Origin of the sequence: Dyadobacter jejuensis (assembly GCF_003149085.1) — a bacterium.
In the GTDB taxonomy this organism is placed as follows: domain Bacteria; phylum Bacteroidota; class Bacteroidia; order Cytophagales; family Spirosomataceae; genus Dyadobacter; species Dyadobacter jejuensis.
On record NZ_QGDT01000002.1, the window covers coordinates 117,759 to 144,576 of the forward strand.

Annotated in this window: 24 protein-coding genes; 9 read left to right on the forward strand and 15 right to left on the reverse strand. The window is 44.5% G+C overall.

Annotated features, from left to right (window positions below; genetic code table 11):
• Window positions 1-4: 4 nt before the first annotated feature.
• Together lpxB and CLV98_RS04690 are read right to left on the reverse strand one after the other, a co-directional pair.
• The gene (gene lpxB, locus CLV98_RS04685; RefSeq protein ID WP_109673162.1) at window positions 5-1,123 is read right to left on the reverse strand and encodes a lipid-A-disaccharide synthase; all 1,119 of its coding nucleotides are present in this window, start codon (window positions 1,121-1,123) and stop codon (window positions 5-7) included.
• A gap of 36 nt (window positions 1,124-1,159) precedes the next feature.
• Window positions 1,160-1,579, reverse strand: coding sequence for a 6-pyruvoyl trahydropterin synthase family protein (locus tag CLV98_RS04690; RefSeq protein WP_109673163.1), 420 nt, complete (start codon window positions 1,577-1,579; stop codon window positions 1,160-1,162).
• A 224-nt stretch (window positions 1,580-1,803) separates the two neighbouring features.
• Between CLV98_RS04690 and rfaD the strand changes: the two genes are divergently transcribed.
• From rfaD to CLV98_RS04710, 3 genes are all read left to right on the forward strand, one after another.
• Complete coding sequence (gene rfaD / locus CLV98_RS04695; protein WP_109673164.1) at window positions 1,804-2,769, forward strand: ADP-glyceromanno-heptose 6-epimerase; 966 nt, start codon at window positions 1,804-1,806, stop codon at window positions 2,767-2,769.
• Window positions 2,770-3,045: 276 nt separating this feature from the next.
• A complete protein-coding gene (gene sufB, locus CLV98_RS04705) occupies window positions 3,046-4,491 on the forward strand; it encodes a Fe-S cluster assembly protein SufB (protein ID WP_109673166.1) in 1,446 nt (481 codons plus the stop codon).
• Window positions 4,492-4,592: 101 nt separating this feature from the next.
• Entirely contained in the window at window positions 4,593-6,872 is a 2,280-nt protein-coding gene (locus tag CLV98_RS04710; protein WP_109673167.1) for a monovalent cation:proton antiporter family protein, read from the forward strand.
• Here CLV98_RS04710 and CLV98_RS04715 read toward each other — a convergent pair.
• Window positions 6,856-7,761, reverse strand: coding sequence for a 1-aminocyclopropane-1-carboxylate deaminase/D-cysteine desulfhydrase (locus CLV98_RS04715; RefSeq protein ID WP_109673546.1), 906 nt, complete (start codon window positions 7,759-7,761; stop codon window positions 6,856-6,858). The two genes, CLV98_RS04710 and CLV98_RS04715, sit on opposite strands and share 17 nt — an antisense overlap.
• 77 nt (window positions 7,762-7,838) lie before the next feature.
• On the opposite strand from CLV98_RS04715, the gene CLV98_RS04720 reads away from it, so the two are divergent.
• Together CLV98_RS04720 and CLV98_RS04725 are read left to right on the forward strand one after the other, a co-directional pair.
• The gene (locus CLV98_RS04720) at window positions 7,839-8,870 is read left to right on the forward strand and encodes an RluA family pseudouridine synthase (RefSeq protein ID WP_109673168.1); all 1,032 of its coding nucleotides are present in this window, start codon (window positions 7,839-7,841) and stop codon (window positions 8,868-8,870) included.
• 50 nt (window positions 8,871-8,920) lie between these two features.
• The gene (locus tag CLV98_RS04725; RefSeq protein WP_109673169.1) at window positions 8,921-9,364 is read left to right on the forward strand and encodes a GNAT family N-acetyltransferase; all 444 of its coding nucleotides are present in this window, start codon (window positions 8,921-8,923) and stop codon (window positions 9,362-9,364) included.
• Between the two features lie 15 nt (window positions 9,365-9,379).
• Here CLV98_RS04725 and trmD read toward each other — a convergent pair whose 3' ends face one another.
• From trmD to CLV98_RS04750, 5 genes are all read right to left on the reverse strand, one after another.
• Window positions 9,380-10,054, reverse strand: coding sequence for a tRNA (guanosine(37)-N1)-methyltransferase TrmD (trmD, locus tag CLV98_RS04730; RefSeq protein ID WP_109673170.1), 675 nt, complete (start codon window positions 10,052-10,054; stop codon window positions 9,380-9,382).
• On the reverse strand, window positions 10,044-10,604 hold the full coding sequence (gene rimM, locus CLV98_RS04735) for a ribosome maturation factor RimM (protein ID WP_109673171.1): 561 nt from the start codon (window positions 10,602-10,604) through the stop codon (window positions 10,044-10,046). The genes trmD and rimM overlap by 11 nt, the downstream gene beginning before the upstream one ends.
• A 146-nt stretch (window positions 10,605-10,750) precedes the next feature.
• The gene (locus tag CLV98_RS04740) at window positions 10,751-11,317 is read right to left on the reverse strand and encodes a 30S ribosomal protein S16 (RefSeq protein WP_109673172.1); all 567 of its coding nucleotides are present in this window, start codon (window positions 11,315-11,317) and stop codon (window positions 10,751-10,753) included.
• A gap of 102 nt (window positions 11,318-11,419) precedes the next feature.
• Entirely contained in the window at window positions 11,420-11,695 is a 276-nt protein-coding gene (locus tag CLV98_RS04745) for a hypothetical protein (RefSeq protein WP_109673173.1), read from the reverse strand.
• Window positions 11,696-11,814: 119 nt separating this feature from the next.
• The gene (locus CLV98_RS04750) at window positions 11,815-12,096 is read right to left on the reverse strand and encodes a YtxH domain-containing protein (protein WP_109673174.1); all 282 of its coding nucleotides are present in this window, start codon (window positions 12,094-12,096) and stop codon (window positions 11,815-11,817) included.
• Between the two features lie 329 nt (window positions 12,097-12,425).
• Here CLV98_RS04750 and CLV98_RS04755 point away from each other — a divergent pair, with 329 nt between their 5' ends.
• Window positions 12,426-12,794: a response regulator gene (locus CLV98_RS04755; protein ID WP_109673175.1), complete on the forward strand. Its 369-nt coding sequence runs from the start codon at window positions 12,426-12,428 to the stop codon at window positions 12,792-12,794.
• Between the two features lie 90 nt (window positions 12,795-12,884).
• Here the strand turns inward: CLV98_RS04755 and CLV98_RS04760 are convergent, their stop codons facing one another.
• From CLV98_RS04760 to pgmB, 4 genes are all read right to left on the reverse strand, one after another.
• Entirely contained in the window at window positions 12,885-15,164 is a 2,280-nt protein-coding gene (locus CLV98_RS04760; protein WP_109673176.1) for a tetratricopeptide repeat protein, read from the reverse strand.
• A 117-nt stretch (window positions 15,165-15,281) separates the two neighbouring features.
• Window positions 15,282-16,016, reverse strand: coding sequence for a 3-keto-disaccharide hydrolase (locus CLV98_RS04765; RefSeq protein WP_109673177.1), 735 nt, complete (start codon window positions 16,014-16,016; stop codon window positions 15,282-15,284).
• Between the two features lie 534 nt (window positions 16,017-16,550).
• A complete protein-coding gene (locus tag CLV98_RS04770; RefSeq protein WP_109673178.1) occupies window positions 16,551-18,872 on the reverse strand; it encodes a glycoside hydrolase family 65 protein in 2,322 nt (773 codons plus the stop codon).
• 24 nt (window positions 18,873-18,896) lie between these two features.
• Complete coding sequence (gene pgmB, locus CLV98_RS04775) at window positions 18,897-19,571, reverse strand: beta-phosphoglucomutase (protein ID WP_109673179.1); 675 nt, start codon at window positions 19,569-19,571, stop codon at window positions 18,897-18,899.
• Window positions 19,572-19,712: 141 nt separating this feature from the next.
• Here pgmB and CLV98_RS04780 point away from each other — a divergent pair, with 141 nt between their 5' ends.
• From CLV98_RS04780 to CLV98_RS04790, 3 genes are all read left to right on the forward strand, one after another.
• Window positions 19,713-21,458, forward strand: coding sequence for an alpha-amylase family protein (locus CLV98_RS04780; protein ID WP_109673180.1), 1,746 nt, complete (start codon window positions 19,713-19,715; stop codon window positions 21,456-21,458).
• A gap of 184 nt (window positions 21,459-21,642) precedes the next feature.
• Entirely contained in the window at window positions 21,643-22,506 is an 864-nt protein-coding gene (locus tag CLV98_RS04785) for an N-acetylmuramoyl-L-alanine amidase-like domain-containing protein (protein ID WP_109673181.1), read from the forward strand.
• A complete protein-coding gene (locus tag CLV98_RS04790) occupies window positions 22,499-23,563 on the forward strand; it encodes a mechanosensitive ion channel family protein (RefSeq protein WP_109673182.1) in 1,065 nt (354 codons plus the stop codon). Before CLV98_RS04785 ends, CLV98_RS04790 begins: the two co-directional genes overlap by 8 nt.
• 313 nt (window positions 23,564-23,876) lie before the next feature.
• Here CLV98_RS04790 and CLV98_RS04795 read toward each other — a convergent pair whose 3' ends face one another.
• The 3 genes from CLV98_RS04795 to CLV98_RS04805 all read right to left on the reverse strand — a co-directional run bounded on the left by CLV98_RS04795 (window position 23,877) and on the right by CLV98_RS04805 (window position 26,704).
• The gene (locus CLV98_RS04795; protein WP_109673183.1) at window positions 23,877-25,247 is read right to left on the reverse strand and encodes a sensor histidine kinase; all 1,371 of its coding nucleotides are present in this window, start codon (window positions 25,245-25,247) and stop codon (window positions 23,877-23,879) included.
• Window positions 25,244-25,921: a response regulator gene (locus CLV98_RS04800; RefSeq protein ID WP_109673184.1), complete on the reverse strand. Its 678-nt coding sequence runs from the start codon at window positions 25,919-25,921 to the stop codon at window positions 25,244-25,246. Before CLV98_RS04800 ends, CLV98_RS04795 begins: the two co-directional genes overlap by 4 nt.
• Before the next feature lie 225 nt (window positions 25,922-26,146).
• On the reverse strand, window positions 26,147-26,704 hold the full coding sequence (locus CLV98_RS04805; protein ID WP_109673185.1) for a DinB family protein: 558 nt from the start codon (window positions 26,702-26,704) through the stop codon (window positions 26,147-26,149).
• Between the last annotated feature and the right edge of the window lie 114 nt (window positions 26,705-26,818).

The window sequence follows — 26,818 nt, forward strand, 5'->3', positions numbered from 1 at the left end:
GTCCTCATTTCTGGGTTTCGGTAAGGTATTGTACCATCAATCTTCCTGCCTGCTGGGAAGCCCCTCCTCTCCCTACCAGTTCTTGAAGCCGTTTGTAGTCGGACAATAAGTGGGTTCTCTTCTTGCCACCTTTTAAAATAGCGCCCAGTTCCGAAGTTAGGTGGTCCTGATTCAGATCCTGCTGTATCAGCTCACGTACCACCTCCCGGTCCATGATCAGGTTAACCAAAGATATATACCGCACCTTAATCACCGCTTTGGCAATGGCATAGGATATCCCGCTGGTTCGGTAACATACCACTTCTGGTACGTTGAGTAGGGCGGTTTCGAGGGTAGCCGTTCCCGAAGTTACTAAGGCCGCCTCTGCGATGGCTAGCAAATTATAAGTATCTTCATATACAATACTGCAGTCGAATTGAGCCAGATATGGCTCATATAACGCCGGAGGAAGATTCCTAATACCCGCTATCACGAACTGATGGTTAGGAAAAGCCTCTCTAACGCGCAGCATCTCCGACAACATAGCCTCCACCTCCTGCTTACGGCTCCCTGGCAACAAGGCGACCACCGGACGGGAGTCGATACCGTTCAACGATCTAAAGTCTGGATTTGGGTTAAAGGCCTCGATGGCATCCATCAATGGGTTCCCTACATAATCGACCCGATAATCGAACTTCTTGTAAAAATCAATTTCGAAAGGGAAAATAACGAACATACGATCGATATTTTTTTTAATGGCCCAGGCTCTTCCCTGGTTCCACGCCCATAATTTCGGAGAAATGTAATAGAAAGTCCGGAAGCCATTTTTCTTGGCAAATTTTGCCATCCGTAAGTTAAAACCGGGATAGTCTATCAATATGAGTACGTCGGGTTGATAGTCCCGAATGTCGGCCTTGCATTTTCGAAGATAACCGGCAATTTTATGCAGATTAAGGATTACCTCCAAAAACCCCATAAAGGCCGTTTGTTGGTAATGAGTCAATAACTTTAAGCCTTCTGCCTCCATCAGGTCCCCCCCCCAGCCTCTAAAATCGGCTTGGGGGTCGCTTTCTTTGATCCCTTTTATGAGGTTGGCCCCATGCAGATCGCCCGAACGCTCTCCGGCAATAATAAAGTATTTCATGGCTTTCGGGTTTTAAATCAATTACGAACCACTCGTTCATTCCCCATAGTATTCCACGTAGTTCTTGGGGGTTTCTACCAACTTAATATAATGCAATTGGGCCTGAGAAGCCGCCGCTTTAATGGCTGGATCCAATATTTTCCAAATCTCCATGACAAAAATTTCGCAAGACGCCATTTTTCCTTGCATAAAATCGACATCGAGATTCAGGTTTTTATGATCCACTTTGTCGATGATCGTAGCCTTTACGATATCGCCAAGCACCTTTAGGTCAATGACAAACCCCGTGTCCGGATCGGGTAGCCCTTTTACGGTAACGTACAGATCAAAATTATGCCCATGCCAGTTATTATTGGCGCAAGGGCCAAATACCTCTTGGTTTTTTTCGTCCGACCACTTTGGATTAAACAATCGGTGCGCCGCATTAAAATGCTCTTTTCTCGTTATATAAATCATAATTATGCCTTCCTTCTTAAAAATTGAGTACAAAATTACAGCTTGTATTGGTAGTTTTACGTTTCCTTATCGTATTAAGTAAATTAATACTTGGGTCTATTAAGGGGGGATCGGGCCGCGAGACGGCCCGATCACGATCACAACAAGTTGATTACAAGCAATATAACCAGCTTAAAAGTTAAACGTAAAGGACAAAATATAAATAGTAAGAAAACCATATCGATATGATCATAGTTACAGGAGCGGCCGGTTTCATTGGAAGTGGGCTCATCAGTACCCTCAATGCACAGGGCTTCAAAAGCATCATTGCCGTAGATGATTTTGGGCAAATCCAAAAGGCCGAAAACTTAGAAGGAAAAATCATTCAAGAAAAAGTGGAGCGCGACGATCTATTCACTTGGCTTGAACAGAACTATAAAGACGTTGAATTTATCTTCCATATTGGTGCACGTACCGATACCACGGAATTTGACAAGGCTATTTTCGACAAACTGAATGTCAATTTTTCGAAAGACCTATGGAAAAGTTGCGTTAAATATCAGATACCCCTAGTCTATGCCTCATCGGCGGCCACTTATGGGCTTGGTGAGCTGGGTTACGACGACAACGAAGCTTTAATCCCCCAGCTGAAACCATTGAACCCCTACGGAGATTCCAAAAATGATTTTGACATTTGGGCCCTAGAGCAAAAAGAAAAACCCTTCTTCTGGGTAGGATTGAAGTTCTTTAATGTTTATGGCCCCAACGAATTCCACAAAGCCCGTATGGCTTCGGTGATCTACCATGCCTTTAACCAGATTAAGGCTACCAGCAAAATGAAGCTCTTCCGTTCACATCATCCTGAATTTAAGGATGGCGAACAGATGCGGGATTTCATTTATGTAAAAGACCTTATCGATGTATGCCTTTATTTTATGCACCACCGACAGGACTCGGGCATCTATAACCTAGGAAGTGGACAAGCACGTACCTTCAAAGACCTGGTGATTAACACCTTTAAGGCCATGGACAAGACCCCCGAGATAGAATTCATTGATACCCCAATAGATATACGGGATAAATATCAATATTTTACAGAAGCCAACATGGCCAAGTTAAGGGCTATTGGTTATGACCGCCCTTTCCACACCCTGGAGCAAGGTGTAGAAGATTATGTCAAGAATTATTTAATCCCTCACCGATATCTGTAACGTGTTGAGCCCAACGGTTAAGCATCGCTAAGGATTAGCTATGGCCAACGGGCACCAAAGGCCGCCAGCAGCCGGGATGGCCGAAAGACCTTATAGGCGTAAATAGGGCCTTTCTCAGCCCAAAATCTGGATCTAATAGGCCAAATGCTGACATAAGATATGATATTGGTCATAACTTTGTCAGCATTTTTGTATAATTTTGGGCCTTTTATTAAACTCATCATAGCGACTCGGTGTTACACCACTAGTAATATCATTGCGATGAATCATTAGACTATGAGCAAAGAAGAAGAATTGTTGGAAGAAATCACCAGTTCGGAATATAAATATGGCTTTGTCACCAATATTGAAGCAGACGAAGCCCCTCCGGGACTGAACGATGATATCATTCGTTTTATATCTGCCAAGAAAAACGAACCAGATTGGATGCTACAATGGAGGCTCAAGGCCTATCATCATTGGTTAGGAATGACTGAGCCCAAATGGCCCAATGTTCACTATCCAGAGATCCGATTCGATGAAATTAAATACTACTCGGCGCCCAAGAAAAAGAAACCCGTCGAAAGTTTGGACGATATCGATCCCGAACTTAGGGATACTTTTGAGCGTTTAGGAATCTCTTTGAATGAACAAAAGAGAATTTCAGGAATAGCGGTGGATGCTGTAATGGACTCCGAATCGGTATTCACTACCTTTAAAGAATCTTTAAAGGAAAAGGGTATTATTTTTTGCTCAATCAGCGAGGCCATTCGAGAGCATCCTGATCTGGTAAAAAAATACCTTGGATCGGTAGTACCTCCTAAAGATAATTATTATGCAGCGTTAAATTCGGCGGTATTCTCCGATGGATCCTTCGTATACATCCCTAAAGGGGTGCGTTGTCCTATGGAGCTCTCTACCTATTTCCGTATCAATGCAGCCGGAACTGGGCAGTTTGAAAGAACTTTAATTATTGGCGACGTGGATAGCCACGTTAGTTATTTGGAAGGATGTACCGCTCCGATGCGGGACGAAAACCAGCTTCATGCGGCCGTTGTTGAGATTTTTGCGCATGAAGGTGCCAATGTCAAATACTCTACAGTCCAAAATTGGTACCCTGGCGACAAAGATGGCAAAGGGGGGATTTACAATTTTGTAACTAAGAGGGGCCTATGTGATGGTGCTCATTCCAAGATCTCCTGGACTCAGGTAGAAACCGGATCGGCCATTACCTGGAAATACCCATCGGTAATTCTTAAAGGGGACCATTCCATTGGAGAGTTCTACTCCGTGGCCGTGACCAACAATATGCAACAAGCCGATACCGGAACCAAGATGATCCATATTGGTAAAAACACCAAGAGCCGTATCGTATCGAAGGGTATTTCGGCGGGTAAGAGTCAAAACTCCTACCGAGGGTTGGTAGAAGTATTTAAGCGCGCCGACAAAGCACGTAACTTCTCACAATGCGATTCCTTACTCCTTGGAGATAAATGTGGAGCTCATACCTTCCCCTATATAGAAGTGAGCAATCCTTCCGCTACCGTGGAGCACGAAGCTACTACTTCTAAGATTGGAGAGGATATCCTTTTTTATTGCAACCAACGGGGTATCCCTACGGAGCAAGCCGTAGCACTTATCGTGAATGGATATGCCAAGGAGGTACTCAACCAACTTCCTATGGAGTTTGCGGTAGAAGCCCAAAAGTTACTTGAAATTAGTCTGGAGGGAAGTGTGGGATAATATCCACACACCGATAAAAAAGTTATAAACAAGAGCCTTTGATTCGTCAAAGGCTTTTTGTATTTTATTGGCCAAGAATAATTGGTAAACTAAAATTTTGCATGTCTCACGTTCCACAGTTGATAGTCGACCTGTCGCTTATCCTAGCCATAGCGGGTATAATAACCCTTATATTCAAGAAATTAAACCAACCCGTCGTGCTCGGGTATATTCTCGCAGGCCTACTGGTAGGTCCCAATATATCCATATTCCCCACCATTACCGATATCAAAACCATTGAAATATGGGCGGAGATAGGAGTCATCTTTTTGTTATTTAACCTCGGACTAGAATTTAGCTTTAAGAAGCTCGTTAAAGTCGGCAACACGGCGGCCATTACAGGGTTATTTGAGGTGACGATGATGCTTGGAATCGGCTTCGCCGCAGGGCAGTTTTTGGGCTGGACCAAAATCGACAGCCTTTTCCTGGGAGGTATCATCGCTATCTCCTCTACAACCATTATTTTTAGGGCCTTCGACGAACTGGGCCTAAAGACTCAAAAATTCACTCGGATGGTATTTGGAGTCTTAATCATCGAAGATCTGGCAGCGGTATTATTGATGGTATTGCTATCTACACTCTCTATCAGTCAGCAGTTTGCGGGTTACGAGCTCCTAGAATCGATCCTTAAATTATTCTTCTTCCTTACCTTCTGGTTCCTAGGTGGGATCTTTATATTCCCTACCCTATTGCGGCGCTACCGCAACCTGATGAACGACGAAAGCGTACTGATCACCTCCATCGCCCTGTGTTTCGGTATGGTGCTATTGGTGACTAAGGCGGGTTTTTCGGCCGCTCTAGGCGCCTTTATCATGGGATCTATACTCGCTGAAACCACGCATGCCGAAAAAATAGAACACCTGCTAAAACCCGTAAAAGATCTATTCGGAGCTATATTCTTTATCTCTGTTGGGATGCTGATCAACCCGAGCTTGCTCATGGAATATGCCGTCCCGACCGCTATATTGGTTTTTGTGGTCATATTCGGAAAGGTAATTTTTGTAAGCACCGGTGCACTTATTTCGGGGCAGCCCCTTAAGACTTCCCTACAAGCGGGCATGAGCCTCTCTCAGATCGGTGAGTTTTCTTTTATTATTGCCACACTCGGGGTATCCCTCAACGTAACCAGCGACTTCCTTTACCCCATAGCAGTAGGGGTGTCGGTGATCACCACCTTTACAACCCCCTATTTGATGCGTGCTGCAGAGCCATTTTATGAATGGCTTAACATTAACTTACCCGAGAAATGGAAAACATATCTGAATCGCTATAGCAGCGGAACAGAAAAAATTGTCCAAACTACCCACTGGAACTTGGTCATGAAGTCGTATGCACAGACGGTCATCATCAATACCGTGGTGGTGATAGGCATCACCCTGATCTGCTCTCGACAAATAGCCCCACAGGTATATACCCGCATTCCGAGCACCAACTTGACCAATTCGGCTTTAGCCATTATTACCTTCATGCTTACGGCCCCCTTCCTATGGGCATTGGTATTTAAAAGAAATAATCGTAAGGCCTACTCATCCATTTGGCTCAACCGGCGCTTTAGCCGGGGACCTTTGATCTTACTTGAATTGTCGAGGGTATTGATAGCCATTTTGTTGATGGGATTCTTGTTAAGCTCCTTCTTCGCTACACCTACCGCCTTACTAGTTGCGGGGGTTGTTATGGCCCTTGCCATCATTATTTTCTACCAACGCTTACAAAACTTTTACGTGAAGATAGAAGAAAGGTTTGTCCAAAACCTCAACGCAAGGAAACTCGAGGGAAGCGGCAAGTCCAAGCGACTTTTACTACCTTGGGACGCTCACTTTGCCTTTCTGGAAGTAAGTGCCGACTCCACATTCATAGGAAAGTCGCTTCAGGAGCTAAAAATACGGGAGAAATTTGGCATCAACGTCGTATTGATAGAACGAGGAAGCAAGACCATTCGCCTCCCTAAGCCTACAGAAGTCCTTTATCCCTGCGACCGTATCGAGGTGATAGGAACCGATGCACAATTGGAAGAATTTAAAGGACATATCGAGATCAATACCATCGATCATATGTTTCTTAATTCAGACGATATGATCGTCCTCGAAAAAGTAGAGATCCAATTGGACTCCAAACTACTTGGTAAAACCATACGAAATAGCAAAATAAGGGAGATGATTCATTGTATGATCGTAGGCCTAGAGCGAAATGGGGAACGCATCCTTAACCCCGATTCTAATATGATTATCGAGTATGAAGACGTTCTTTGGATAGCTGGAGACAAGGAACTTATTAGGGAATTCTTCAAACAGAAAGAACCAAAAGCAGAATCGAATTCGTCCCTTGCTATCGACGACTACTGAGCAGGCCTTGCAGTCCACCGGTATGGATGGTCACAATGCTGGAGCCTGGTTTAAAATAACCACGCTCCAGCAACTGATATAGTCCATACATCATTTTTCCAGTATATATTTGCTCCAGCTGAATGTGATGCTCCCTGTGGAACCAATCTATAAACTCGAGCAACTCGGTATTCCAACGACCATAGCCACCAAAGTGAAAATCAGTAAACAGGCTTAGGGAGACATCTGGAGATAGCTCCCCAGCCAAATCTAAAATATCTTTTTCCAAAAACCCCCCGCCCTTTAGTACTGGAAAAGACAGTACCGAAGCACCCGCCGACAGGATTCCCGCCGCAGTACCGCCAGTACCGGAAGCTAGTGCATAGTAGTCGGGGCGCCGGCCGAGTTGCTCCCGCACTTCTCCCGTTAGCTCTGCTACTCCTTGCAAGGCCAGTGGTCCGGTACCCCCTTCAGCAATGATCATCGGTGAATCGAAACGCTGGCACAGTTCATCTAAGAAGGGGCGTTCAGCCCGTTGCTTGTATTCCTGGCGAGTCACAAAAACCAGCTCCATACCCTGCGCTTCGCAAAAGGCGAGTGTAGAAGAGCGCTCTTTATCTTCGAGTTCCTCCCCTCTGACGACCCCTATGGTACGAAAGCCCAAGAGCTTACCAGCGGCCGACAAGGCGAACAGATGGTTGGAAAAAGCTCCACCAAAGGTCAGGATGGTTTTCACATCCCTTTCGTTAGCCTCTTGTAAGGCATACTTTAATTTGCGCCATTTATTTCCCGAAACCAAAGGATGTATCAGGTCGTCGCGCTTTATATATAGCTCAACTTCAGCCGTTTTCGTCACCGAATCCGTGAGTCTCTGCAGAGGACTGGGTAAGGTAGTTGCAAGTAATTTCACAATTTTTAATATTTTTGTAGTCTGAATACCCCAGCACAAGGGCTGTATGAAAGCCTATCATTCCTTATATCTACCGAATGTCTATTGACTTACAAGAAATACCTTCCGAGGAAGACGATCTATTTGAACACTACAGAATCGTAGTCGATAAGGGACAAACCCCTATCCGGCTAGACAGATACCTGAGCCATCATGTAGCCAATGCTTCTCGAACAAAAATACAAAATGGAATTGAAGCCGAGGCAGTAAAAGTAAATGACATCCCCAGCAAGGCCAGCTATAAAGTAAAGCCCCTGGATGTTATTACCTTGTCGCTACCCGAGCCACCGAGGGATACGGACATCCTCCCCGAAAACATCCCACTGGACATCATATATGAAGATGATGTGCTGCTGATCGTCAACAAACCTACCGGAATGGTGGTACACCCTGCGCATGGTAACTGGACAGGAACCCTCATCAACGCCCTGGTATATCATTTTAACAATCTCCCGACTGGTCGGAATGGCGAAGGACGTCCCGGACTGGTACATCGTATCGATAAAGACACCTCGGGGCTATTGGTGATCGCCAAAACGGAGTTTGCAATGAGTTTCCTTGCCAAGCAGTTTTTCGATCACAGTATTGAACGCACCTATCAGGCGATCGTCTGGGGCGTTCCTGACGAAGAGAAAGGCACTATAACGGGGCATATCGGACGGAGTGCACGCGATCGCCGGGTGATGTCGGTATATACCGATGGTAGCCAGGGAAAGCATGCGGTTACGCATTATGAAGTCCTGCGGCCCTTGCGTTATATATCCTTGGTGAAATGTAATTTAGAGACAGGACGCACGCATCAGATAAGAGCCCATATGCAGCACATAGGCCACCCTATTTTTAATGATCCCAGCTACGGAGGCGACCGCATCGTGAAGGGAATAGCCAACGGCACTTATAAAACCATGGTACAAAACTGCTTTGGGATGATTTCAGGACAGGCGTTACATGCCAAATCGTTAGGCTTTATCCACCCTAGCAGCAAGCAATGGGTGCAATTTGATACCGAACTGCCCGAAAGCTTTCAGAACATCATCGATAAATGGGAAACCTTTGTCCAATATCAGTAAAATATAGTAAATTGTATTTTCATTAATCATTAAGAGTAGCGACTATAAGAATGCAAATATCAACACGACAAGGTAAGGAAAGTGATATACCAGCAGTACTAGAACTGGTCAAAGAATTGGCCCTATACGAACGGGCCCTAGACCAAGTAAGTAATACTGAAGAAAAAATGCGTCAAGATTACGAGGATAAACTCTTCGATTTTTTCGTGGCAGAAGTGGATGGTACCATCGTTGGGCTTTCGCTGTACTATTATCGCTACTCTACCTGGAAAGGCAAGAGACTATATCTTGAAGACATCATCGTGACCGAATCTATGCGGGGAAGCGGTATCGGCAAAGTACTATTCGATGCCACTATTCAGGCAGCTAAGGCTAGTGCATGCAGCGGAATGATGTGGCAAGTATTGGACTGGAACACCTCTGCCGTCGGTTTTTACCGGAAATACGGCACCAATTTCGATAGCGAATGGATTAACTGTAATTTGGACTTCTAAGGCTTAGTTCAACACTCAATCGAGCAGGTCCGGGCGTCGTGTGCGCGTTCGGATCAAAGCCTGCTCATAGCGCCAATCTTCTATCTTTGCTTCATGCCCCGACAACAAGATATCGGGCACTTTACTCCCTTCAAAATCGGCCGGCCTTGAGTAAACCGGTGGGGCGAGCAGGTTGTCTTGAAAAGAATCGGTAAGTGCTGACGTTTCATCGTTGAGCACCCCAGGAATAAGCCTCACGATGGAGTCGACCAAAACGGCTGCTCCGAGCTCACCGCCCGAAAGCACATAATCACCAATACTTAACTCTCTGGTGACGAACAGATCACGTACCCGTTGATCTACCCCTTTATAATGGCCACAAAGCATGATAAGATTCCCTTTGAGCGACAACTGGTTCACTATTCCCTGATTAAGGCGCTCCCCATCTGGCGTCAGGTATATCACCTCATCGTACTCGTGCCGGGATTGCAGGTCGCGTATACAACGTGCTATAGGCTCCACTTGCATGACCATCCCTGCCCCCCCGCCAAACGCATAGTCGTCGATGGTGCGGTGTTTGTTGGTGGAATACTGCCGCAGATCATGGACTACAATCTCGGCATGGCCAGCCTGTTGGGCACGTTTTAGAATGGAATGCGAAAAAAAACTATGCAGCAGGTCGGGTACACAGGTAATAATATCAATCCGCATCGTCGGCAATGTTTTCTGATTCAGTATCTAAATATACGTCTAAAAGCCCTTCGGGTAGGTTCACAAAAAGGATCTTTTGAGATTTATCGGCTTTCAAAACAATATCGTTGGCCGTAGGAATAAGGACTTCGGCACCTTTATACTTCATATTGATCAGATCCTGACCGTTCAAGGAGTACACTTCTTCTACCACTCCCAAAGCACCCAGTTCTTGATCGCTCACCTGATAGCCCTTAATCTCGTGATAGTAAAACTGATCGTCGTCTAGGGATTGCAAATGATCGATAGGCAAGTACAAGGATGCTCCTACCAAGGCTTGCGCTTTTTCTATAGTATCCACATCCTCAAAAGTTACAATGGCGTTACTCTGCTTTTGAAGGTTCAGATCTTCGATAAAGTAGGGAACCAATTCCCCTTTCAATTCCACAAAAACCGTCTCCAAATCCTCATAATCGGACGGGTCGTCCACATCGAGAAAGAACACCAAATTCCCGGCCATTCCGTGGGTACGAACAATGTAGCCTAGTAAAAAACAATTATCTTGATTCACGGCAATCCAAATTTTTTAAACCTATCCCTTTTTGCCTAAGTTGGCATTATATGACGCAAGAAACATCTTGCTTACCATTCACTTTAAACAAATATGAGCCTGACGGAGGACCGCAGACTCATATTTCTCCTAAATTCTATAATTTCTTATTCAGCTGCAGGAGTTTCTGGCGTTTCGTCAGCAGGAGCTTCAACTTGTGCCTCATCTTCTGTGGCTTCAGCTGCTGGCTCTTCTACTACTTCTTCTACTACCGGAGGTGCATTTTTCTTCGCGATCGCTTCTGCACGATTCTGGTTTACCTTACGTTCTGCATCCAACTTAGCATCTTTATCTGCTTTAAGTTTGTCTGCCAAAGATCCAGCTGCAGTAGCTTTACGGTCTGTTTTGGATACACTCCATTCTTCAAAGCGCGCATCGGCCACTTCTTGAGTGATGGCTCCTTTGATCACCCCTACTTGCAAATGCTTACGAAACATTACACCTTCGTGTTGCAAAATAGAGCGAGTAGTATCGGTAGGTTGTGCACCTTTCAACAACCAATCCACTGCCTTAGCAGATTCCAATACAATAGTTGATGGATTTGTACCTGGGTTATAGCTACCCAATTTTTCAATAAAGCGACCATCCCGTGGTGCTCTGGCATCAGCGACAACTATATCATAAATCGCCTTCTTTTTGCGTCCCCGACGCGCTAGTCTAATTTTAACTGCCATTGTTTTGAAATGTTATGTTGGGATCTCGTCCCGAATAATAAATAGGCTGCAAAGGTACTAAAATTATACGACTATTGGAATAATGGACTCAAGAATAAAATGTTAATAGCCTCTAACCGGATCGGCTGTAGCCCTTTTGACCCATCGCAGTGCTTGAATGAGCAGATCCCTACCTTGCGGGACGGCATGCTTGGCAATCAATTTCTCTACCACAAAAGGCACCGCATAGTTGAGCGGTGTGGGTAACCGACGGAGTAAGGTCTTTCCCAATATGGTACTAACGCTTAATTCGAGTCCCTGAAGGACGCTATTGGACGGGCCTGCAGTTAATAAATCCTTCACATAGGAAGCTGCAGGAGTTTTATTATTTTCAGACATAGTGCATATATTAAGTGAATATCCATTTAATCAAAACACCCCATAATCGATCTACAATGGATGGCGTTATCAATACGCCTCATAGCTGTCGTTATGGGGTGCTCTACTTTATCAGGGATTTATAGCATTTCGACATCCTGCTTAACACTTTTCAAATCCTCGGCCGACTTCTCAGTCTTATGCACATAGGCTTCCCCTTTAGACTTTAGCTCGTCCACTTTCTCCATGGCCTTGGCCTTGCTTTTCTCTAAAGCATCCAATAGTTCGGAGGCCAGGTCGTTGGTTTTCTTTTTCAGTTTTTTACGGGTTTTGTCGCCATCCTCTGGCGCACACAACATCCCTATAACGGCTCCTACTACTGCTGCGGAAATTATGCCAATCAATGCTTTGCTATTTTTCATACTAATATTTGTTAATTTGGTGAAAATCGAATGGAAAGATTAAAAAAGCATTCCAACCTCCCAACGAAAACTATAATATACTCAATTACTGACAATTAGACACCATTATTTATTCTGCATATCCTATATTTTAGCCAAAATGATGAATTATTGGGATAACTTTCCACAGTAATCATGATATAACGCAACACAATCACCAAAATGGCGTATCCCTTGGCAAGGTTCTTGCTAGTTTGTATTTAAGGCCTTTTTCCTCATTTTGAAATAGGTAACCATAAACTACCAACCCCTCCTCTCTGAATATACAAATATAATCTAGAAGATGCCCTATGAAAATTGTGATAATTGAGGATGAAAAGGACTTGAGTACACTAATGCGCAACTTCCTTATAAAACAATTTCAAACCGACTCATCCGCCGCCGTGATTAAAATTGCACACACCTTATCGGAAGGAAAACATATTGTAAGTAACCTGAAGCCTGATTGGATTTTTCTGGACAATAACCTTCCCGATGGTAAAGGCATCAACGAAATTGTTCATCTTAAATCGACCCCATCGCCTGACCCCGTCAAAGTAGTGATGATGAGTGCCATGACCAACCTAAGAGATGAAGCCCTACACTTGGGTGCCGACTTCTTTTTGGATAAGCCTATCAGCTTCAATGCCGTTATCAAAATTATCGCCAGCAATTCCTAGAAAAGGTTCGTTATCCACCACACCTCTACTTTTTTTACTCAAATCGTAGAAAGAAATACCCAACGATTAGGTAAGACCTGAATCCGAGCGTCACCAGAAAACAGGGCACCTAGTGCCAGAACTGGCACGTTTCCCGGGCATTTTCACCTTCTGGGAGCGGTACTTGGTTCGTTTCCTTGATTTCGACTCTTCCTCTTGGGGAGCATAAGGCTCCATTTTAAAATCAAACTCAGGGATAAAATATTCCTCTCTATAATGCTCAGGAGGTAAAGGCATATAATGACGCCCTGGAAATGTAAGAGTATCGAAGGTGTAATCGTATAAAAAAATGGTCACAAAACCATCCCGACTATATTTAATACCAATATCAGAATAAGGACCATCATCACCAGCCGAGGCCACCAATTTCATCATTTCCTCTTGTTTCCCTTTCAAAAGCACGTTCATATTATATTGAAATACGCGGTGAAGGGAGTCCAACTGAATAGCCACCCCCAAGTAATAACGGGCATCTTTGACCATCTGTCTGCCTGCATACATCACAGCGGTATTATTCAAAGCACTCTTGTCCTGGTAATTCTGATAGCTAAGCTTGGCCTCATCATATTGTTCCCAGTATTTATATACATTGCCTTGATTTACATTATACAATTTTCGGCTTGGTGCTGCAGCCATGGCATTTTTAAAATCAGCAAATGCCCCGTCATATCTTATATTGGCTAGGTTCACTTCGCGTTTCTGCTCGTGACGGTTGCCAAGATAAGACTGTACGATTCCATGGTTATTCAACAAAAAGGGTAAGTCAGGGCGTTCCCCGAGCAAACTATCGAATAGGGCCATAGATTTGTCCAGTTGATCGTCCTCTAGCAATACTACGCCCCAGCCATTCTGAGCGTTAATGTTTTCGGGCTTTAAGGTTACTGCCTTTCTAAAAACCTGATACGCCTTGGTAAACATATCGAAATGGATGAGCAAGTTCCCATAATTGCTCCACATTTCACTATAGTTTTTTTCTAGCCCTAAGGCCTTGGCCAAATACTGACCGGCCCTACTATATTGTTTTTGGGCAATTAGGTTATTACTCATCCCAGCCATAGCTTCGTATCGATTTGGATCCAAGGCCAAAGCCGTTAAAAACGACTTTTCGGCCAGCTCCAAGCGTCCTAACTGCTGAGCGGTATAGCCTTTGGTCACAAACAGGTCGGCCTGCTGGGGGTTATTGTCATCCAAGGCGTCGCTCCCACTTTCAAAATCGTCCATAGCCCTCTGATAGCGCTTCCTGCCATAATTGGACACCGCCCTTCCCAAATAAGCCATTCCATAGGTATCATCCAGCTTTAGCGCCCTATCGAACAAATTAAAGGCGAAGTCATACTCGTGTTTGGCCAGATGAACATTTGCTATTCCACAAAGCAAAGCAGGGGTTTCACGCATAGAGGAAGCCGCTAGCCGATAATAGCGCATGGCCATTTCCAATTGGTTTTTCCCGTAAAAAGCATGAGCCAGACCTAAATAAGCACTGGCTCTAAAACCTCTGTGGCCACTTTGAATGTACGCTTCAAATACCTCTTTGGCCTTAGAGAATTCATTTAAAGACAATAAGGAATTGGCATAACGGATTTGGGCTTTATGGAAGCGTCGGGCCACCTTTTCAAAATCCTTCACGGCACTTTTCTCTTGGTTCAAATCCATATACAAATCTCCACGAAGTAGCCGGTATGCAGCCAGTTCATCTTTGGATCGAATCGCTAGGGAAAGCTCATCGACAGCCTCTGCCTTTTCGCCATTAAGATGGGCCAATAGCCCCTTATTATAATGCCACTTGGCTGCCTTCCTCCCATAATTTACCGATTGCGCATAATTATTAGCGGCCTCATAAGCCTGCTCACGTCCATAGCCATACAGCATATTAAGGTCTAAATGGGGCCTGCTGGGCACTTTTTGAAGATCCTCTCTGGATCGTTTATACTCCCCTGCTAGCATGGCTACCAGCCCCCGATTGTAGCGAAGGTCGTCCGATTGGTTCGACAGGTCTAAGCCTTTCAAAATCCGGTACGATTTATGAAAATTCCCACTCAAGGCCAGTAGTAGCGCTTCATTGTTCAGCCTGGCAATGGAATCGGAAGGGTTGTATTGGGCCTGGTGGTATTTATTATAATGGGCTTTTAGCTGCCGAAGTTTCTTCTGATAATCGACCGACCTTAAAAGCGCCGGGTTATTTTCTTCAAAAGACTGGTTAAACAACGGCAATATTTCTTTTAAACCAGAATTACAATCATCGAAGTTTTGGGCATACCCTCGCAAGCCTGTCCAAAAACAAGCAAGCAATAGCCAAATAAAGGAATAATCAGATGGAGTCCTTTTGTTCATTTTTGTTTAGGGCGCTACTCTCTATTGCGAACCTACATGGTTATGCTGACAATTCAAAACCTTTAACTAAACGACCCCAAAATAATCCTGTTCTCTAATCAGAAAAACTCAAACTACTTATTTAGAGACGATTGGCTTCCATTTAATATTTCTAAACCACACGGTACTCCCCCAATCTTGCAAGCCTATTCTTCCTGTAAAATCTCCTTTGGCAATGGGCGCCTGATTAATTTTACTATTGGCCATTTTCTGTTTCCATTCCGGGCTACTCAACCGATGCTCTTGTATCATAAACCCATTTTGATAGACCGTTAGCTTGTCATTTTTGAGTATAAAATGAATGCTATTCCATTCCCCCACCGGGTTGATCTCCCTCAAACGGGCATTGGCCACGCTAAAGAAATCACCGGCCCTATGGGTGTTCTCCTTGGCTCCATCATAAATCTGATCGTCGAGTACCTGTAGTTCTAGGCCAGTAGTGTAAACTTTGGGGTAGCGTTTTTCTTCCTTAACAAAGAAAAATATGCCACTATTGGTATATTTCTCCACCTTCCACTCCGCCTTAAATTCGAAATCGCCTTTTATAATTTGATCGGTAACTAAGTCTCCGCCGTTTGGCGCCTTATTACCCGCCCTTACCGGGACCGACAATTTCAAAGCACCCGTTTCTACCTGCCAGTCCTTCCCTGGCACTCCTCCTCCATACACATGCCACCCCTTCAAACTGGACCCATTAAAAAGCAACTTCCAACCTTCGGCAACTTCGCTGTTACTCAACTTGTTGGGAATCTGGGCCTGAACAGCCGTCACCCATAACACAACCAATAAACTACTAAAAATTCTACCACTCATCTTATCTAAAAATTTATAAACACTACAATTTAAACATTTATAAACAATTATTAGACATTCGGTTGTTAGAGCTTATTAGAAATCCACAGACTCGGCAGTATCAATACCACTAAAGTTATATTGGAGTAAACTTATCGGGACGATTAGGTATTGCTGTTGGCTGTCGGCATTGAGCGGCCAGATTTCCCCAAAAAACGATTAACTAGCTTATCGCTGACAGACCCCTTGCCAATGGTGAAAATGCATCTAAAATATCATTCCTATTACGGTCTAGTATTCAAATCCTATTCTACCGGGCTGCCTGTTTCAGATCATGAATAATAAGTTAGCGTGCAACACGTAAATAATTTGCAAGATATAATCAACGTAACGCAATCCCGTAAACGTACCAGATCCGATATAATTGAAGTCTAGACCCTTAGAAACCTTTAGGCCGAACCTCTACAGATTAAAAAGGATAGAGAGATGCAAAACAATATCGACTCCGTACCCATAGTACTTATTTTATGAAGTACTATGGGTAGGAGATTTATATTATAATTCAACAGTTTCGGTCTTCCCTGCGCCGACGAAGAGTCTTTGACCATACAACAAAAGACTAAGGTCGACTTCAGAAATATTTTGGACCGATACGGCCGCCTTAGTCACTCGTACCGACAAAAGGCTGCCCCGATAACCGATCCTAAAGGTGTAAGCTTCCCACTGCTCAGGGATATAGGGCTGTAGCAGCAATAAGCCGTCCTGGGTCCTCTGGCCAGCAAAGCCCTTTACAACGCTCATCCAAGTCCCAGCCATGGACGTGATGTGCAGGCCATCTTCCGTATCATTATTATAGTCGTCGAGGTCGAGGCGTGCCGTTCTCAGGTACATTTCATAGGCCTTTTCTTTAAGTCCTAGCCTAGCCGCCAAGATGGAGTGCACACATGGAGACAGGGAGGACTCATGGACGGTCATGGGCTCATAAAATTCAAAATTCCTACGAATCTCGTCTTCCTGAAAATCCTCTTCGAACAAATATATACCTTGGAGCACATCGGCTTGTTTGATAAAGCAGGACCTTAAAATACGATCCCAGGACCATTTTTGGTTGATAGGCCTATGCTCTGCTATATCGTTGACATGGAGCAGTTCTTTATCCAAAAATCCTTGCTGTTGTAAAAACACCCGGCGATGTTCATCGTAAGGAAAATACATATGGTCTACAATATGCCGCCAATCGCCCATTTCGCCATTCAGGTCAAAATTGGTTTTAAAAATTACTTCATTCAGCCGGCTGCTATTCGTTTCCCAAAGCTTATTAATGACCGTTAACGTGTATTTTAGGGTCCAAACGGCAATGTAATTGGTATACCAGTTATTATTGACGTTGTTCTCGTACTCATTGGGACCGGTTACGCCCAGCATTACATACTTCTCTTGCTGAGTGGACCAATGAACCCTTTGTTTCCAAAAGCGAGAAATCCCAATTAAGACCTCTACCCCCAGTTCATTCACGTAGGATTCGTCGCCTGTGTAACGGGTGTAGTCATAAATCGCAAAGGCTATGGCCCCGTTCCTATGAATCTCTTCGAAGGTGATCTCCCACTCGTTATGACATTCTTCACCATTCATGGTCACCATGGGGTACAGCGCAGCCCCATTGTCAAAGCCTAATTTTTGAGCATTCTCTATGGCTTTTTCAAGATGCTTATAACGGTAAACAAGGAGGTTTCTAGCCACCTTACTATCGGAAGTAGCCAGGTAGAATGGAATACAATAGGCTTCTGTATCCCAATAGGTGCTACCTCCATATTTTTCACCCGTGAAGCCCTTAGGCCCTATATTAAGGGTTTCATCTTCGCCGGTATACGTTTGCTGCAGATGAAAAATATTGAAGCGAATTCCTTGCTGAGCGGCTATATCACCTTCTATAATGATATCGTTTCGCTCCCATTTCTCTGCCCAAGCCTGTATATGTTCGGCACGCATCTGCTCAAATCCTTTTTCATATACCCGATCCAGATATGCCTTAGCTTGGTCGCGTAGCAACGCTACCTCACCAGTAGTAGTCGACAGATTAACGGCATATTTATAGACTATCAGCTCCTGGCCCTCTTGTACCTCCATAGTCACGGTCCCGGCTACGTACTTTTCATTTCGAATAGGCAAGGCTTGATAATCCTTCTTCAACTCATTGACTTTGACATCGAAGCGCATCCCAGTAGCGACCTTAAACTGCTCTACTCCGTAGGGGTTGGGCTTGGTTTCCATCACCAAATACCCTTCAGAAAAGCTGGTTTCTCGATGGAGTTCATTCCAGAAAGATTCGTCGTAGTTGGAATCCCGGTTAAACACATTACCGTCCAAATAGGGAGTGACGGTGATAGGCCCATTGAAGTTGAGCGGGGTAACACTGTACCGTATGGCGGCGGCACGGTCGTCGGCCATGCTGCAAAACCGGCTGGAGCTGATCCTTATCCGACGCCCTTCCGACATGACCACCGTAGCCGTACGCTCGAGGATACCCTCCTTCATATGGAGTACTCTACGGAAATCTTCTATCATTCCTTTATGAAGATCTAAAGTCTCCTCCCCTATTTTGACGTCGATCCCCACCCAGTTACAGGCGTTTAGTACTTTGGCAAAATAATCAGGGTAACCGTTTTTCCACCAGCCTACCCGAGTCTTATCGGGGAAATAGACCCCTGCCACATAATTACCCAATAGGGTCTTGCCTGAATAGGCTTCTTCAAAATTCCCTCTTTGTCCCATGCGCCCATTTCCTAGGCTCATCAGACTTTCCGAAATCTCATTATGAGCTTCATGGAAACCATCTTCCACAATACACCATTCATCTTGCGTGATATAGTTCTTCATTTTTCTATGGTTTTCAATGTCATTTTACCTCCTAATACGTTCAAATCCCAATGCTTCGGTTAAAGAAGCAAGTTGCAATGCTTCGAAACCAGGAAGCACCATATCTGCCTCACTAAGCACATCCACTTGTCCTATTCCAACGGTTTTCATCCCTGCGGCATTCCCTGCTTGCACCCCTGCCAATGCGTCCTCAAACACGATGGTAGCTGCCGGGTCCACACCAAGTTCTTGAGCCCCTAATAAGAACACCTGTGGGTCTGGCTTCCCTTTGGTCACCCGATTGCCGTCTATTAGGGCTTCAAAAACGGGGGTCATCTGTAGACGTTCCAGTATCAAGGGGGCATTTTTACTGGCCGAACCCAGCCCTATTTTTATATCGTTATCTTGTAATTCCTTAAGAAAATCGTGCACTCCGGGTAATGCATCCGAAGGAACGATCTGCTGACATAATTCCAGATATCTTTCATTTTTTATCGTGGCCTGAACCACCCTTTCCTCCATCGGCAGGTCTACCTCCCCCAGTTTCAGTATGATGTCGAGGCTTTCCATACGACCTATCCCTTTCAAAAGTTCATTCTGTTCTAAGGTCAAATCGAATCCATAACGCTGGGCCAGCTCTCGCCAAGCGATATAATGGTACTGGGCAGTATCGACAATAACTCCATCGAGATCAAAAAGGCAAGCTTGTAGTGCAGACATATCATTTCAATTTTAATATCTTGCAAAATAGTGAAAGAACAACATATATTAATATTCCTTTGGCAATATCGGAATAATGTCTTTTTATTTTTGGCGCAAACCATCGCCATTAGGCCTTAAACAGTAAATTATACTCATACCATGACCCTAAGAAATAAAGATAAGTTTATAATATACCAAATATTCACACGTATATTCAGCAATCAAAACACAACCAACCAATATTCTGGGGACCTAGCAGTAAACGGTTCGGGTAAGTTCAACGATATCAACCATGCTGCGCTAAAATCCCTGCAAAAATTCGGGATAACCCATGTATGGTATACCGGGGTTATAGCCCATGCAAGCCTTACCGATTATAGTGCCCATGGCCTCCCTGCCGACCACCCCCTCATCGTAAAAGGAAAAGCCGGATCGCCCTATGCCATTCGAGACTATTATGACGTAGATCCTGATTTGGCCGAAAATATTGAAAACAGAATGCAAGAATTTGAGGATCTCGTCGAGCGGACACACCAACAAAATCTGCAGGTGATCATCGATTTTGTCCCCAACCATGTGGCTCGCTCCTATCGGTCCACGGCCCGCCCCAAGGGCGTAAAGGACTTTGGCGAAAACGACGACGTGACCCAAGGATTCCACCCTCAAAACAACTTCTACTATATTCCTAACAAGGAATTCATCGTGCCAGAGGGCCCCGAACCCCTCGTAGAAGTACAGCATCCTTATCATGAAGTACCGGCCAAAGCCACTGGGAACGATGTATTTAGTGCTCAACCCAGTGCTTATGACTGGTATGAGACGGTCAAACTGAACTATGGCGTCGACTACCTGAATCATCGCAGTACTCACTTCGACCCCATACCATCCACTTGGCATAAAATGTATGAAATCCTCGCCTATTGGACCTCCAAAGGAGTCGATGGCTTTCGCTGCGACATGGCAGAAATGGTTCCCGTGGAGTTCTGGGGCTGGGTGATACCGCAAATCAAGGAGTTGAATCCCAATATACTATTTATTGCCGAAATCTATAACCCTTCCTTATACCATCAGTATATTGCTCAAGGACATTTCGACTATTTATACGACAAGGTAGGCCTTTACAACACCCTAAGACCCCTTATGGAAGGGCGTGGGGATGCCAATGACCTAACGCGTATCTGGCAGCAGGAATCGGGAGATATCTCGGAGCATATGCTTCGGTTCTTAGAGAACCATGACGAGCAGCGAATTGCCTCCGAATTTTTTGCTGGCGACCCCTGGATAGCCGTGCCCGCTATTACACTAAGTGCCACGATGCATACCGGCCCATTTATGCTATATGCAGGCCAGGAGCTGGGTGTTAACCCCCAAATAGCCGAAGGATTTCAGGGACACGACGGCCGAAGCACTATATTTGACTATTGGGGAATCCCCGAAATGCAGGAATGGATTAACGGTGGCCAGTTCAACCTTCGAAAAATGAAGAAAGGCACCAAGGAGCTACGAGCATTTTACGCAGAATTGAACCAGCTGATTACCTCTCAAGAAGCGATTCATTCGGGAGCCTTTTACGACCTTCAGTACGTCAATATTAACGGGCAAAGTCGAAACTATGATGGATCCAGACTATACTCCTTTTTACGGCATACTGATCATCAAAAACTCCTATTAATTTTTAATTTTGACCGACAACAAACCTTTCAAACATCGGTAAAAATACCTTATCACGCTTGGCACGAGGTAATGGGACTGGACCAACCGGAGCATTATACTTTACAGCCTATATTTCGAAATGAAGGAAAAAGTGAGCGCATAGAGGCCACAGGCATCATTGAGGAGGGTATTGACCTCAAGCTTCAGCCTTTGCAGGTATGCATTTTCATGATTGAAAGAAAAAAACAGTAATTACCAGCTTTCCTTGGCAAGCTTTTATAGTGGTGTGGAGAATACGGTGAGGACCTTGGCCATAGGTATTGATTACTCTTCCTCAGCATGAGTACTCATGATCCTATTGGCCGTCCTGAAGAGGCGTATTCATGTGGGTTATCGGAGATGAACTTTGGTTTTATAAGGCTATAAAATAAGTAAAATGAATCGAATAAATTATCTGACCCTTCCTTATGCAGGAAGATGGTCGACCCTCTTGTCTATTTTTCTTTTGGCCTCCACCGCGGTGGCACAGAACGAGATTCAGCAACAATTTGAAAAAAAGATGGACCTGCCCAACACCGGGGACATAGGCTTGGAAGTGCTCCGGATGGCCGAATCCTTCTTGGGAGTTCCCTATATGGCACAAACCCTGGAAACAAACAAAACAGAAAGGCTGGTCTGTAAGCTCGACGGCCTCGACTGTACCACCTTGGTCGAATCCACCATAGCCTTGGTGGTGGCTAAGGAACAAAATAAAAGCTTAGATGACTATAAGAGGGAATTAAGGAATCTACGATACCGCAAAGGCGTCATTGAAGGCTATGCTTCCCGCCTTCATTATGTACTCGATTGGCTTTACGAAAATGAGAACCGTGGACGGCTCGAAGACATTACCGAGCGACTTGGCGGTGTCCCCTTTAAGAAGGAGATAAACTTTATGAGCAACCATGCCAACTTATACCCTGCCTTGGCCCCATCGGAAGTGTGGAAAAAAGTAAAAAGCCAGGAGGCAATTATCAATACTAGAAAGCATTATTATATCCCCAAAAACGACATTAAAAGAGCGGAAGCTTCCTTAAAAAATGGCGATATCGTCGCTTTTACCTCGACGATAGACGGCCTGGATTGTAACCATATGGGGTTAATTACCAAAATCGGTAACCGGGCTTATTTACTACATGCCTCCTCCACCGAAAAAAAAGTGATACTATCCAAAGTACCACTGGCAGAGTATACCTCGTCGGTACCCAAACATTCCGGTATTTTGGTGGCGCGATTAAAGGAGATTATAGACAATGAATGAAGTAATAGAACTACTGAATTATAAAAACAGCCCCTGGCTGGGAATACTACTGGCCCTAATGATAGGCTTGGTGATCAGCTACAGTCTGATAAAAGCCATAAAGGTTACTGCCAACAGGAAGGACTGGCCCTTGATAAGGGTCATTCAACGAAACCTAACCAATGTCCTTTATTTTTTTATTCCTTTAGCTATCGAAACCGCTGTCACCAAGGCATACGCCCTGGTGAATACCGATTATCAAATTCTACATGCCCTTAGCAAAGTAGCTCTGATAGCCGTTAGCACCTGGCTGGCCATCCGTATTGTAATCATCATTGAAAAATACCTCATTCAGAAGCTCGATTTTGAAAATGAAGATAACCTGCATGCACGTAGGTTATTCACCAAAATCAAGTTTATTAAGCGGATGGTTGTCATCATTATGATTATCATAGGGATATCGGTACTATTAATGAGCTTTGAGAGTGTTCGACAATATGGAGTCGGTATACTGACTTCTGCAGGAATAGTGTCTGTAATTATCGGTTTTGCCGCTCAAAAATCTTTGGCCAACTTACTTGCGGGTATTCAGATTGCCTTTACACAGCCTATCAAAATCGATGATGTCGTCATCGTAGAAGGCGAATGGGGCCGTATTGAAGAAATAAACCTGACCTATGTTGTAGTCAATATATGGGATATGCGCAGGCTGGTATTGCCCATTACCTATTTCGTAGACAAGCCCTTTCAAAACTGGACGCGAAATGATAGCGCCCTGATAGGTACAGCCTTCTTTAGACTCCACTTCAAGACCGACGTCCCGACCCTTCGCAATCAGTTGCATATCATCCTTAAAGAGACGCCCCTATGGGATGGCAAAGTTTGGGCACTTCAGGTCACCGACACCAAGGATCAGTATATGGAGGTAAGGGCTATCATGTCCTCCCGCAACTCCTCGCTCACCTTCGATCTTCGCTGCCATGTACGCGAAAAACTTATTGAGTTCATCGTACAGAACATGCCCGAGGCCATGCCAAAATTCTTCCTGGAAGGCACCAGTCATCCAGACCAGCCCTAAACCAAAAATCGGCTTCCAGAAGCCCGGAAACCAATTTTTACTTACTACTCACCTAACTCAATTCAAATAATTGAATGTTACTTTTTATATTTTCAAATAAATATATCAGCAAAGGAATAGAACCAACCTGCGTATCTTAATCGCCGGCCCGATCGGCTTTCGTTGATATGCTATATTAATATCAGAAGAGGAAATAGGGACTCGAAACGGCGTCAATCTACGCTCCCTCTCTTCGCTATCATAGAGCAATAACTTATATAACAAAGAACCAACTGAGGGGTTAAACTGCCATTAATCCAGAATTAAAAACGTGTTAAAAAGAAGGGAATAGCAGGGTAAATGTGGTTCCTTCTCCCAGTTTTGTGTCGACGTCGATGCTCGCTCCTTGCATCATGAGTATACGCTTCGTAAGGGCGAGTCCTATACCAAAACCCGACTTATCCATCGTAGAGGTACTCCTATAAAAAGTATCAAATATATAGGGAAGTTCGTCGGGGTCCATACCAGCACCATGGTCTTCGAAGGTTATAAGAATCCCTTCGGCGGGTACCTTCAGCACCACTCTAACTTTTTTATTGTCGCTGTACTTGCAGGCATTGTCCATCAGGTTTACAAAGGCCGTACGAAGCAGACTTTCGTCCCCATACCTGATCAGCAGGTCTTCGTTATCGGGGATGTCACTGTACAAGATTTCTACTTGATAGTCGGGATGCCTCTGCTGAACGAACGATTTGGCTAGCCAAAGGACCTCATCCACTCGAATACGTTGAAAAGTCACTTTAAAAGCCTCTTCCTCGGTGCGGGCTAGGTCGAGCAGGCGATTCACCAGTTCATTCATCTCCTTGACTTCCCCGAGGATCCCCTTTAGTGCATCCTGGTAATTTTCAACTTCTCGCCGCTTCATTAGGGTTACTTCCACTTCGGTCATGATCAGCGCCAAGGGGGTCCGAAGTTCATGGGATGCGTGAGAAACAAAATTCTTCTGAGCCACAAAGGCGATTTGAAGCCTATTGAGCATAGAATTAAAGGTTTCTGCCAATAAGGCGAGCTCATCTTTTTCGCGGCCCACCGATACCTTTTGGTGCAGGTTCCCGGCCGATATTCTATTCACTTGCTCTATGATGTCGGACACGGGTCGGATGGCGTCGGTAGCAAACTGCCAGCCCGCCACAGCCACCAGCACCAGGCAAAGCAGCCAGCCGATCAGCAGTATTTCTCTCAAGCGCTGTAGCTGGTTAAGGCCCAGAAGATCCTGAGCCATAGCCACGATCACCCAGGGGTTGTTTTGGCTCTGTAGGATATGCCTAATTACGATGACATCCTTTTTGCCAATTTTGGTCTTGACATCGGTGCCTCCCCTCACTTCTGCCAGGGTGCTTTTGGGGAGATCGAATTCACTGCTCCCACTACTAAAGATCACTGAATCCTGACCATTATATACCGTAATTTCTTCATCCAGAAGCAGGGTATTATTGGCCTTCTCAATCTTTACAATTTCCTCATTGGTCAGGGCTCCCCCACCCTCCACCAATTGGGCGATGGTTTGCCCGCGCTCATTGAGAAACGAATAAAATTGTTTCTCACGGTATTGATCGTAAAAAAAGTAAATCGAAAGGCAAAATAGGGCCATAATGGACCCTACCAGCATAGTAAAAAGTAAGGTTAGCCTCGACTTTATATTCATTCCTCTTTGAAAATATATCCCATACCAACCACGGTATGGATCAATTTGTTAGGGTAATCCTTATCTACCTTTTTACGTAAAAAGTTAATATAGACATCAATTACATTGGTACCTGTATCGAAGCGTATGTCCCATACCTGCTCGGCAATGTCGACCCGAGATACCACCCTACCTCTATTACGCATCAGGTATTCCAGCAAGGCAAATTCCTTGGCCGTAAGATCGATCCGGTTACCAGCCCGACGTGCCACCTTTTCATCCAAGTTCAACTCCAGATCGGCCAGAGCCAATACCTGAGCCCCTTGTTCTCGACCGTTGGAGCGCTGCACCAAGGCCTTGATTCGCGCAATTAACTCCCTAAACTCAAAGGGTTTTACCAGATAATCGTCGGCTCCTGCTTCAAAGCCATCGAGCTTGTCCTCTATAGTCCCCAAGGCGGTCAAGAACAAAATCGGCGTAGCGAGACCGTCCTTTCGTAACTGACGTGCAAGGTCGTATCCATTGAGTAAGGGTAAATTGACATCCAGGATAATAAGGTCAAACTTATAATTAGTGGCCATTTTTTTTCCCAATTGACCATCAAAAGCGAGCTCTACCTCCCAGGATTGTTCTTCGAGTCCTCTTTTGAGAAACCCTCCCAATTTAGGCTCGTCTTCAACGACTAATAATTTCATATTCGATCTTGGTTTTAGCATTTTTATCTTACCTCGTCGACGCAATATTCCCAACCGATAGCTGACTTGCTGGGGACGTACTCCGAAAAAACTCTCCAATGTAACCACTATTTTGAAGGAAAAAACCAACAAAATAACCCTTCGATTGGACACCAATATTGGGACATTATTGGATCAAAAAAAAGCCATCCTTAAGTGGTATGGCCCTTTAATAGTATTTTAATGCTAATAATAATCCGAATCGGCACCATATTTATTACCATCGCCGAAGGAGTCCAACTCATCCTCTTCATTGGGCATGGTTTTTAATGCTTTTTTAATCAGGCCGATTTGCCCTCCATGATAAATATCATGATGCATCACCCCATGTACCAAGGTATGGTAAGAGTAATCCCGCCCAGGAACATAAGTTTCCAGAAAGCTATCGTCGGTGAGCTTTTGCAACTCGGTAATCAGTTCTTCTTGCGACAAACTTAGCTCCATCTGCAAGGCTTCCCACTCAAAGTCATCGACCACCGGAAATTTCTTCCAATCCTTATCTTTGGTGGTAATATCGAACTCTTTATCCCCTTGAAGTTTACGAACCGCAAAAATCCTCCAGGTAGTAAGATGATAAACGATCTCGGCGATGGAATGCGTATTAGTCGACAGTCGCCTTTCAGCAAGCTTTGGTGTAACGTCCCTTAGGCTTTCGACCAAGGAGTTCCCAAACCACACTTCTTCACTTTCATAGGTATCGTTAAGTAAGTCTATGATCCTTAATATTTCTTCTTTAGTTTCCATATTTATATTCAAATGCAAGTGGTCAATTTAGCATTTTTTGTTTTAAACTGCATATTTGTTCCTACTTTTTACTTATTAAGCAATTTATGCTGCGAAAGTACTTCGGGCATCCAA

What these genes read in the sequence shown, in the direction of transcription:
- CLV98_RS04785 (WP_109673181.1), top strand. Translation starts at nt 21,643, where the DNA reads ATGAATCGAATAAATTATCTGACCCTTCCTTATGCAGGAAGATGGTCG.
- CLV98_RS04690 (WP_109673163.1), bottom strand. Translation starts at nt 1,579, where the DNA reads ATGATTTATATAACGAGAAAAGAGCATTTTAATGCGGCGCACCGATTG.
- CLV98_RS04805 (WP_109673185.1), bottom strand. Translation starts at nt 26,704, where the DNA reads ATGGAAACTAAAGAAGAAATATTAAGGATCATAGACTTACTTAACGAT.
- CLV98_RS04795 (WP_109673183.1), bottom strand. Translation starts at nt 25,247, where the DNA reads ATGAATATAAAGTCGAGGCTAACCTTACTTTTTACTATGCTGGTAGGG.
- CLV98_RS04755 (WP_109673175.1), top strand. Translation starts at nt 12,426, where the DNA reads ATGAAAATTGTGATAATTGAGGATGAAAAGGACTTGAGTACACTAATG.
- CLV98_RS04720 (WP_109673168.1), top strand. Translation starts at nt 7,839, where the DNA reads ATGTCTATTGACTTACAAGAAATACCTTCCGAGGAAGACGATCTATTT.
- CLV98_RS04760 (WP_109673176.1), bottom strand. Translation starts at nt 15,164, where the DNA reads ATGAACAAAAGGACTCCATCTGATTATTCCTTTATTTGGCTATTGCTT.
- CLV98_RS04745 (WP_109673173.1), bottom strand. Translation starts at nt 11,695, where the DNA reads ATGTCTGAAAATAATAAAACTCCTGCAGCTTCCTATGTGAAGGATTTA.
- CLV98_RS04790 (WP_109673182.1), top strand. Translation starts at nt 22,499, where the DNA reads ATGAATGAAGTAATAGAACTACTGAATTATAAAAACAGCCCCTGGCTG.
- CLV98_RS04780 (WP_109673180.1), top strand. Translation starts at nt 19,713, where the DNA reads ATGACCCTAAGAAATAAAGATAAGTTTATAATATACCAAATATTCACA.
- trmD (WP_109673170.1), bottom strand. Translation starts at nt 10,054, where the DNA reads ATGCGGATTGATATTATTACCTGTGTACCCGACCTGCTGCATAGTTTT.
- CLV98_RS04710 (WP_109673167.1), top strand. Translation starts at nt 4,593, where the DNA reads ATGTCTCACGTTCCACAGTTGATAGTCGACCTGTCGCTTATCCTAGCC.
- CLV98_RS04740 (WP_109673172.1), bottom strand. Translation starts at nt 11,317, where the DNA reads ATGGCAGTTAAAATTAGACTAGCGCGTCGGGGACGCAAAAAGAAGGCG.
- CLV98_RS04770 (WP_109673178.1), bottom strand. Translation starts at nt 18,872, where the DNA reads ATGAAGAACTATATCACGCAAGATGAATGGTGTATTGTGGAAGATGGT.
- CLV98_RS04765 (WP_109673177.1), bottom strand. Translation starts at nt 16,016, where the DNA reads ATGAGTGGTAGAATTTTTAGTAGTTTATTGGTTGTGTTATGGGTGACG.
- CLV98_RS04750 (WP_109673174.1), bottom strand. Translation starts at nt 12,096, where the DNA reads ATGAAAAATAGCAAAGCATTGATTGGCATAATTTCCGCAGCAGTAGTA.
- pgmB (WP_109673179.1), bottom strand. Translation starts at nt 19,571, where the DNA reads ATGTCTGCACTACAAGCTTGCCTTTTTGATCTCGATGGAGTTATTGTC.
- sufB (WP_109673166.1), top strand. Translation starts at nt 3,046, where the DNA reads ATGAGCAAAGAAGAAGAATTGTTGGAAGAAATCACCAGTTCGGAATAT.
- lpxB (WP_109673162.1), bottom strand. Translation starts at nt 1,123, where the DNA reads ATGAAATACTTTATTATTGCCGGAGAGCGTTCGGGCGATCTGCATGGG.
- CLV98_RS04800 (WP_109673184.1), bottom strand. Translation starts at nt 25,921, where the DNA reads ATGAAATTATTAGTCGTTGAAGACGAGCCTAAATTGGGAGGGTTTCTC.
- rfaD (WP_109673164.1), top strand. Translation starts at nt 1,804, where the DNA reads ATGATCATAGTTACAGGAGCGGCCGGTTTCATTGGAAGTGGGCTCATC.
- CLV98_RS04725 (WP_109673169.1), top strand. Translation starts at nt 8,921, where the DNA reads ATGCAAATATCAACACGACAAGGTAAGGAAAGTGATATACCAGCAGTA.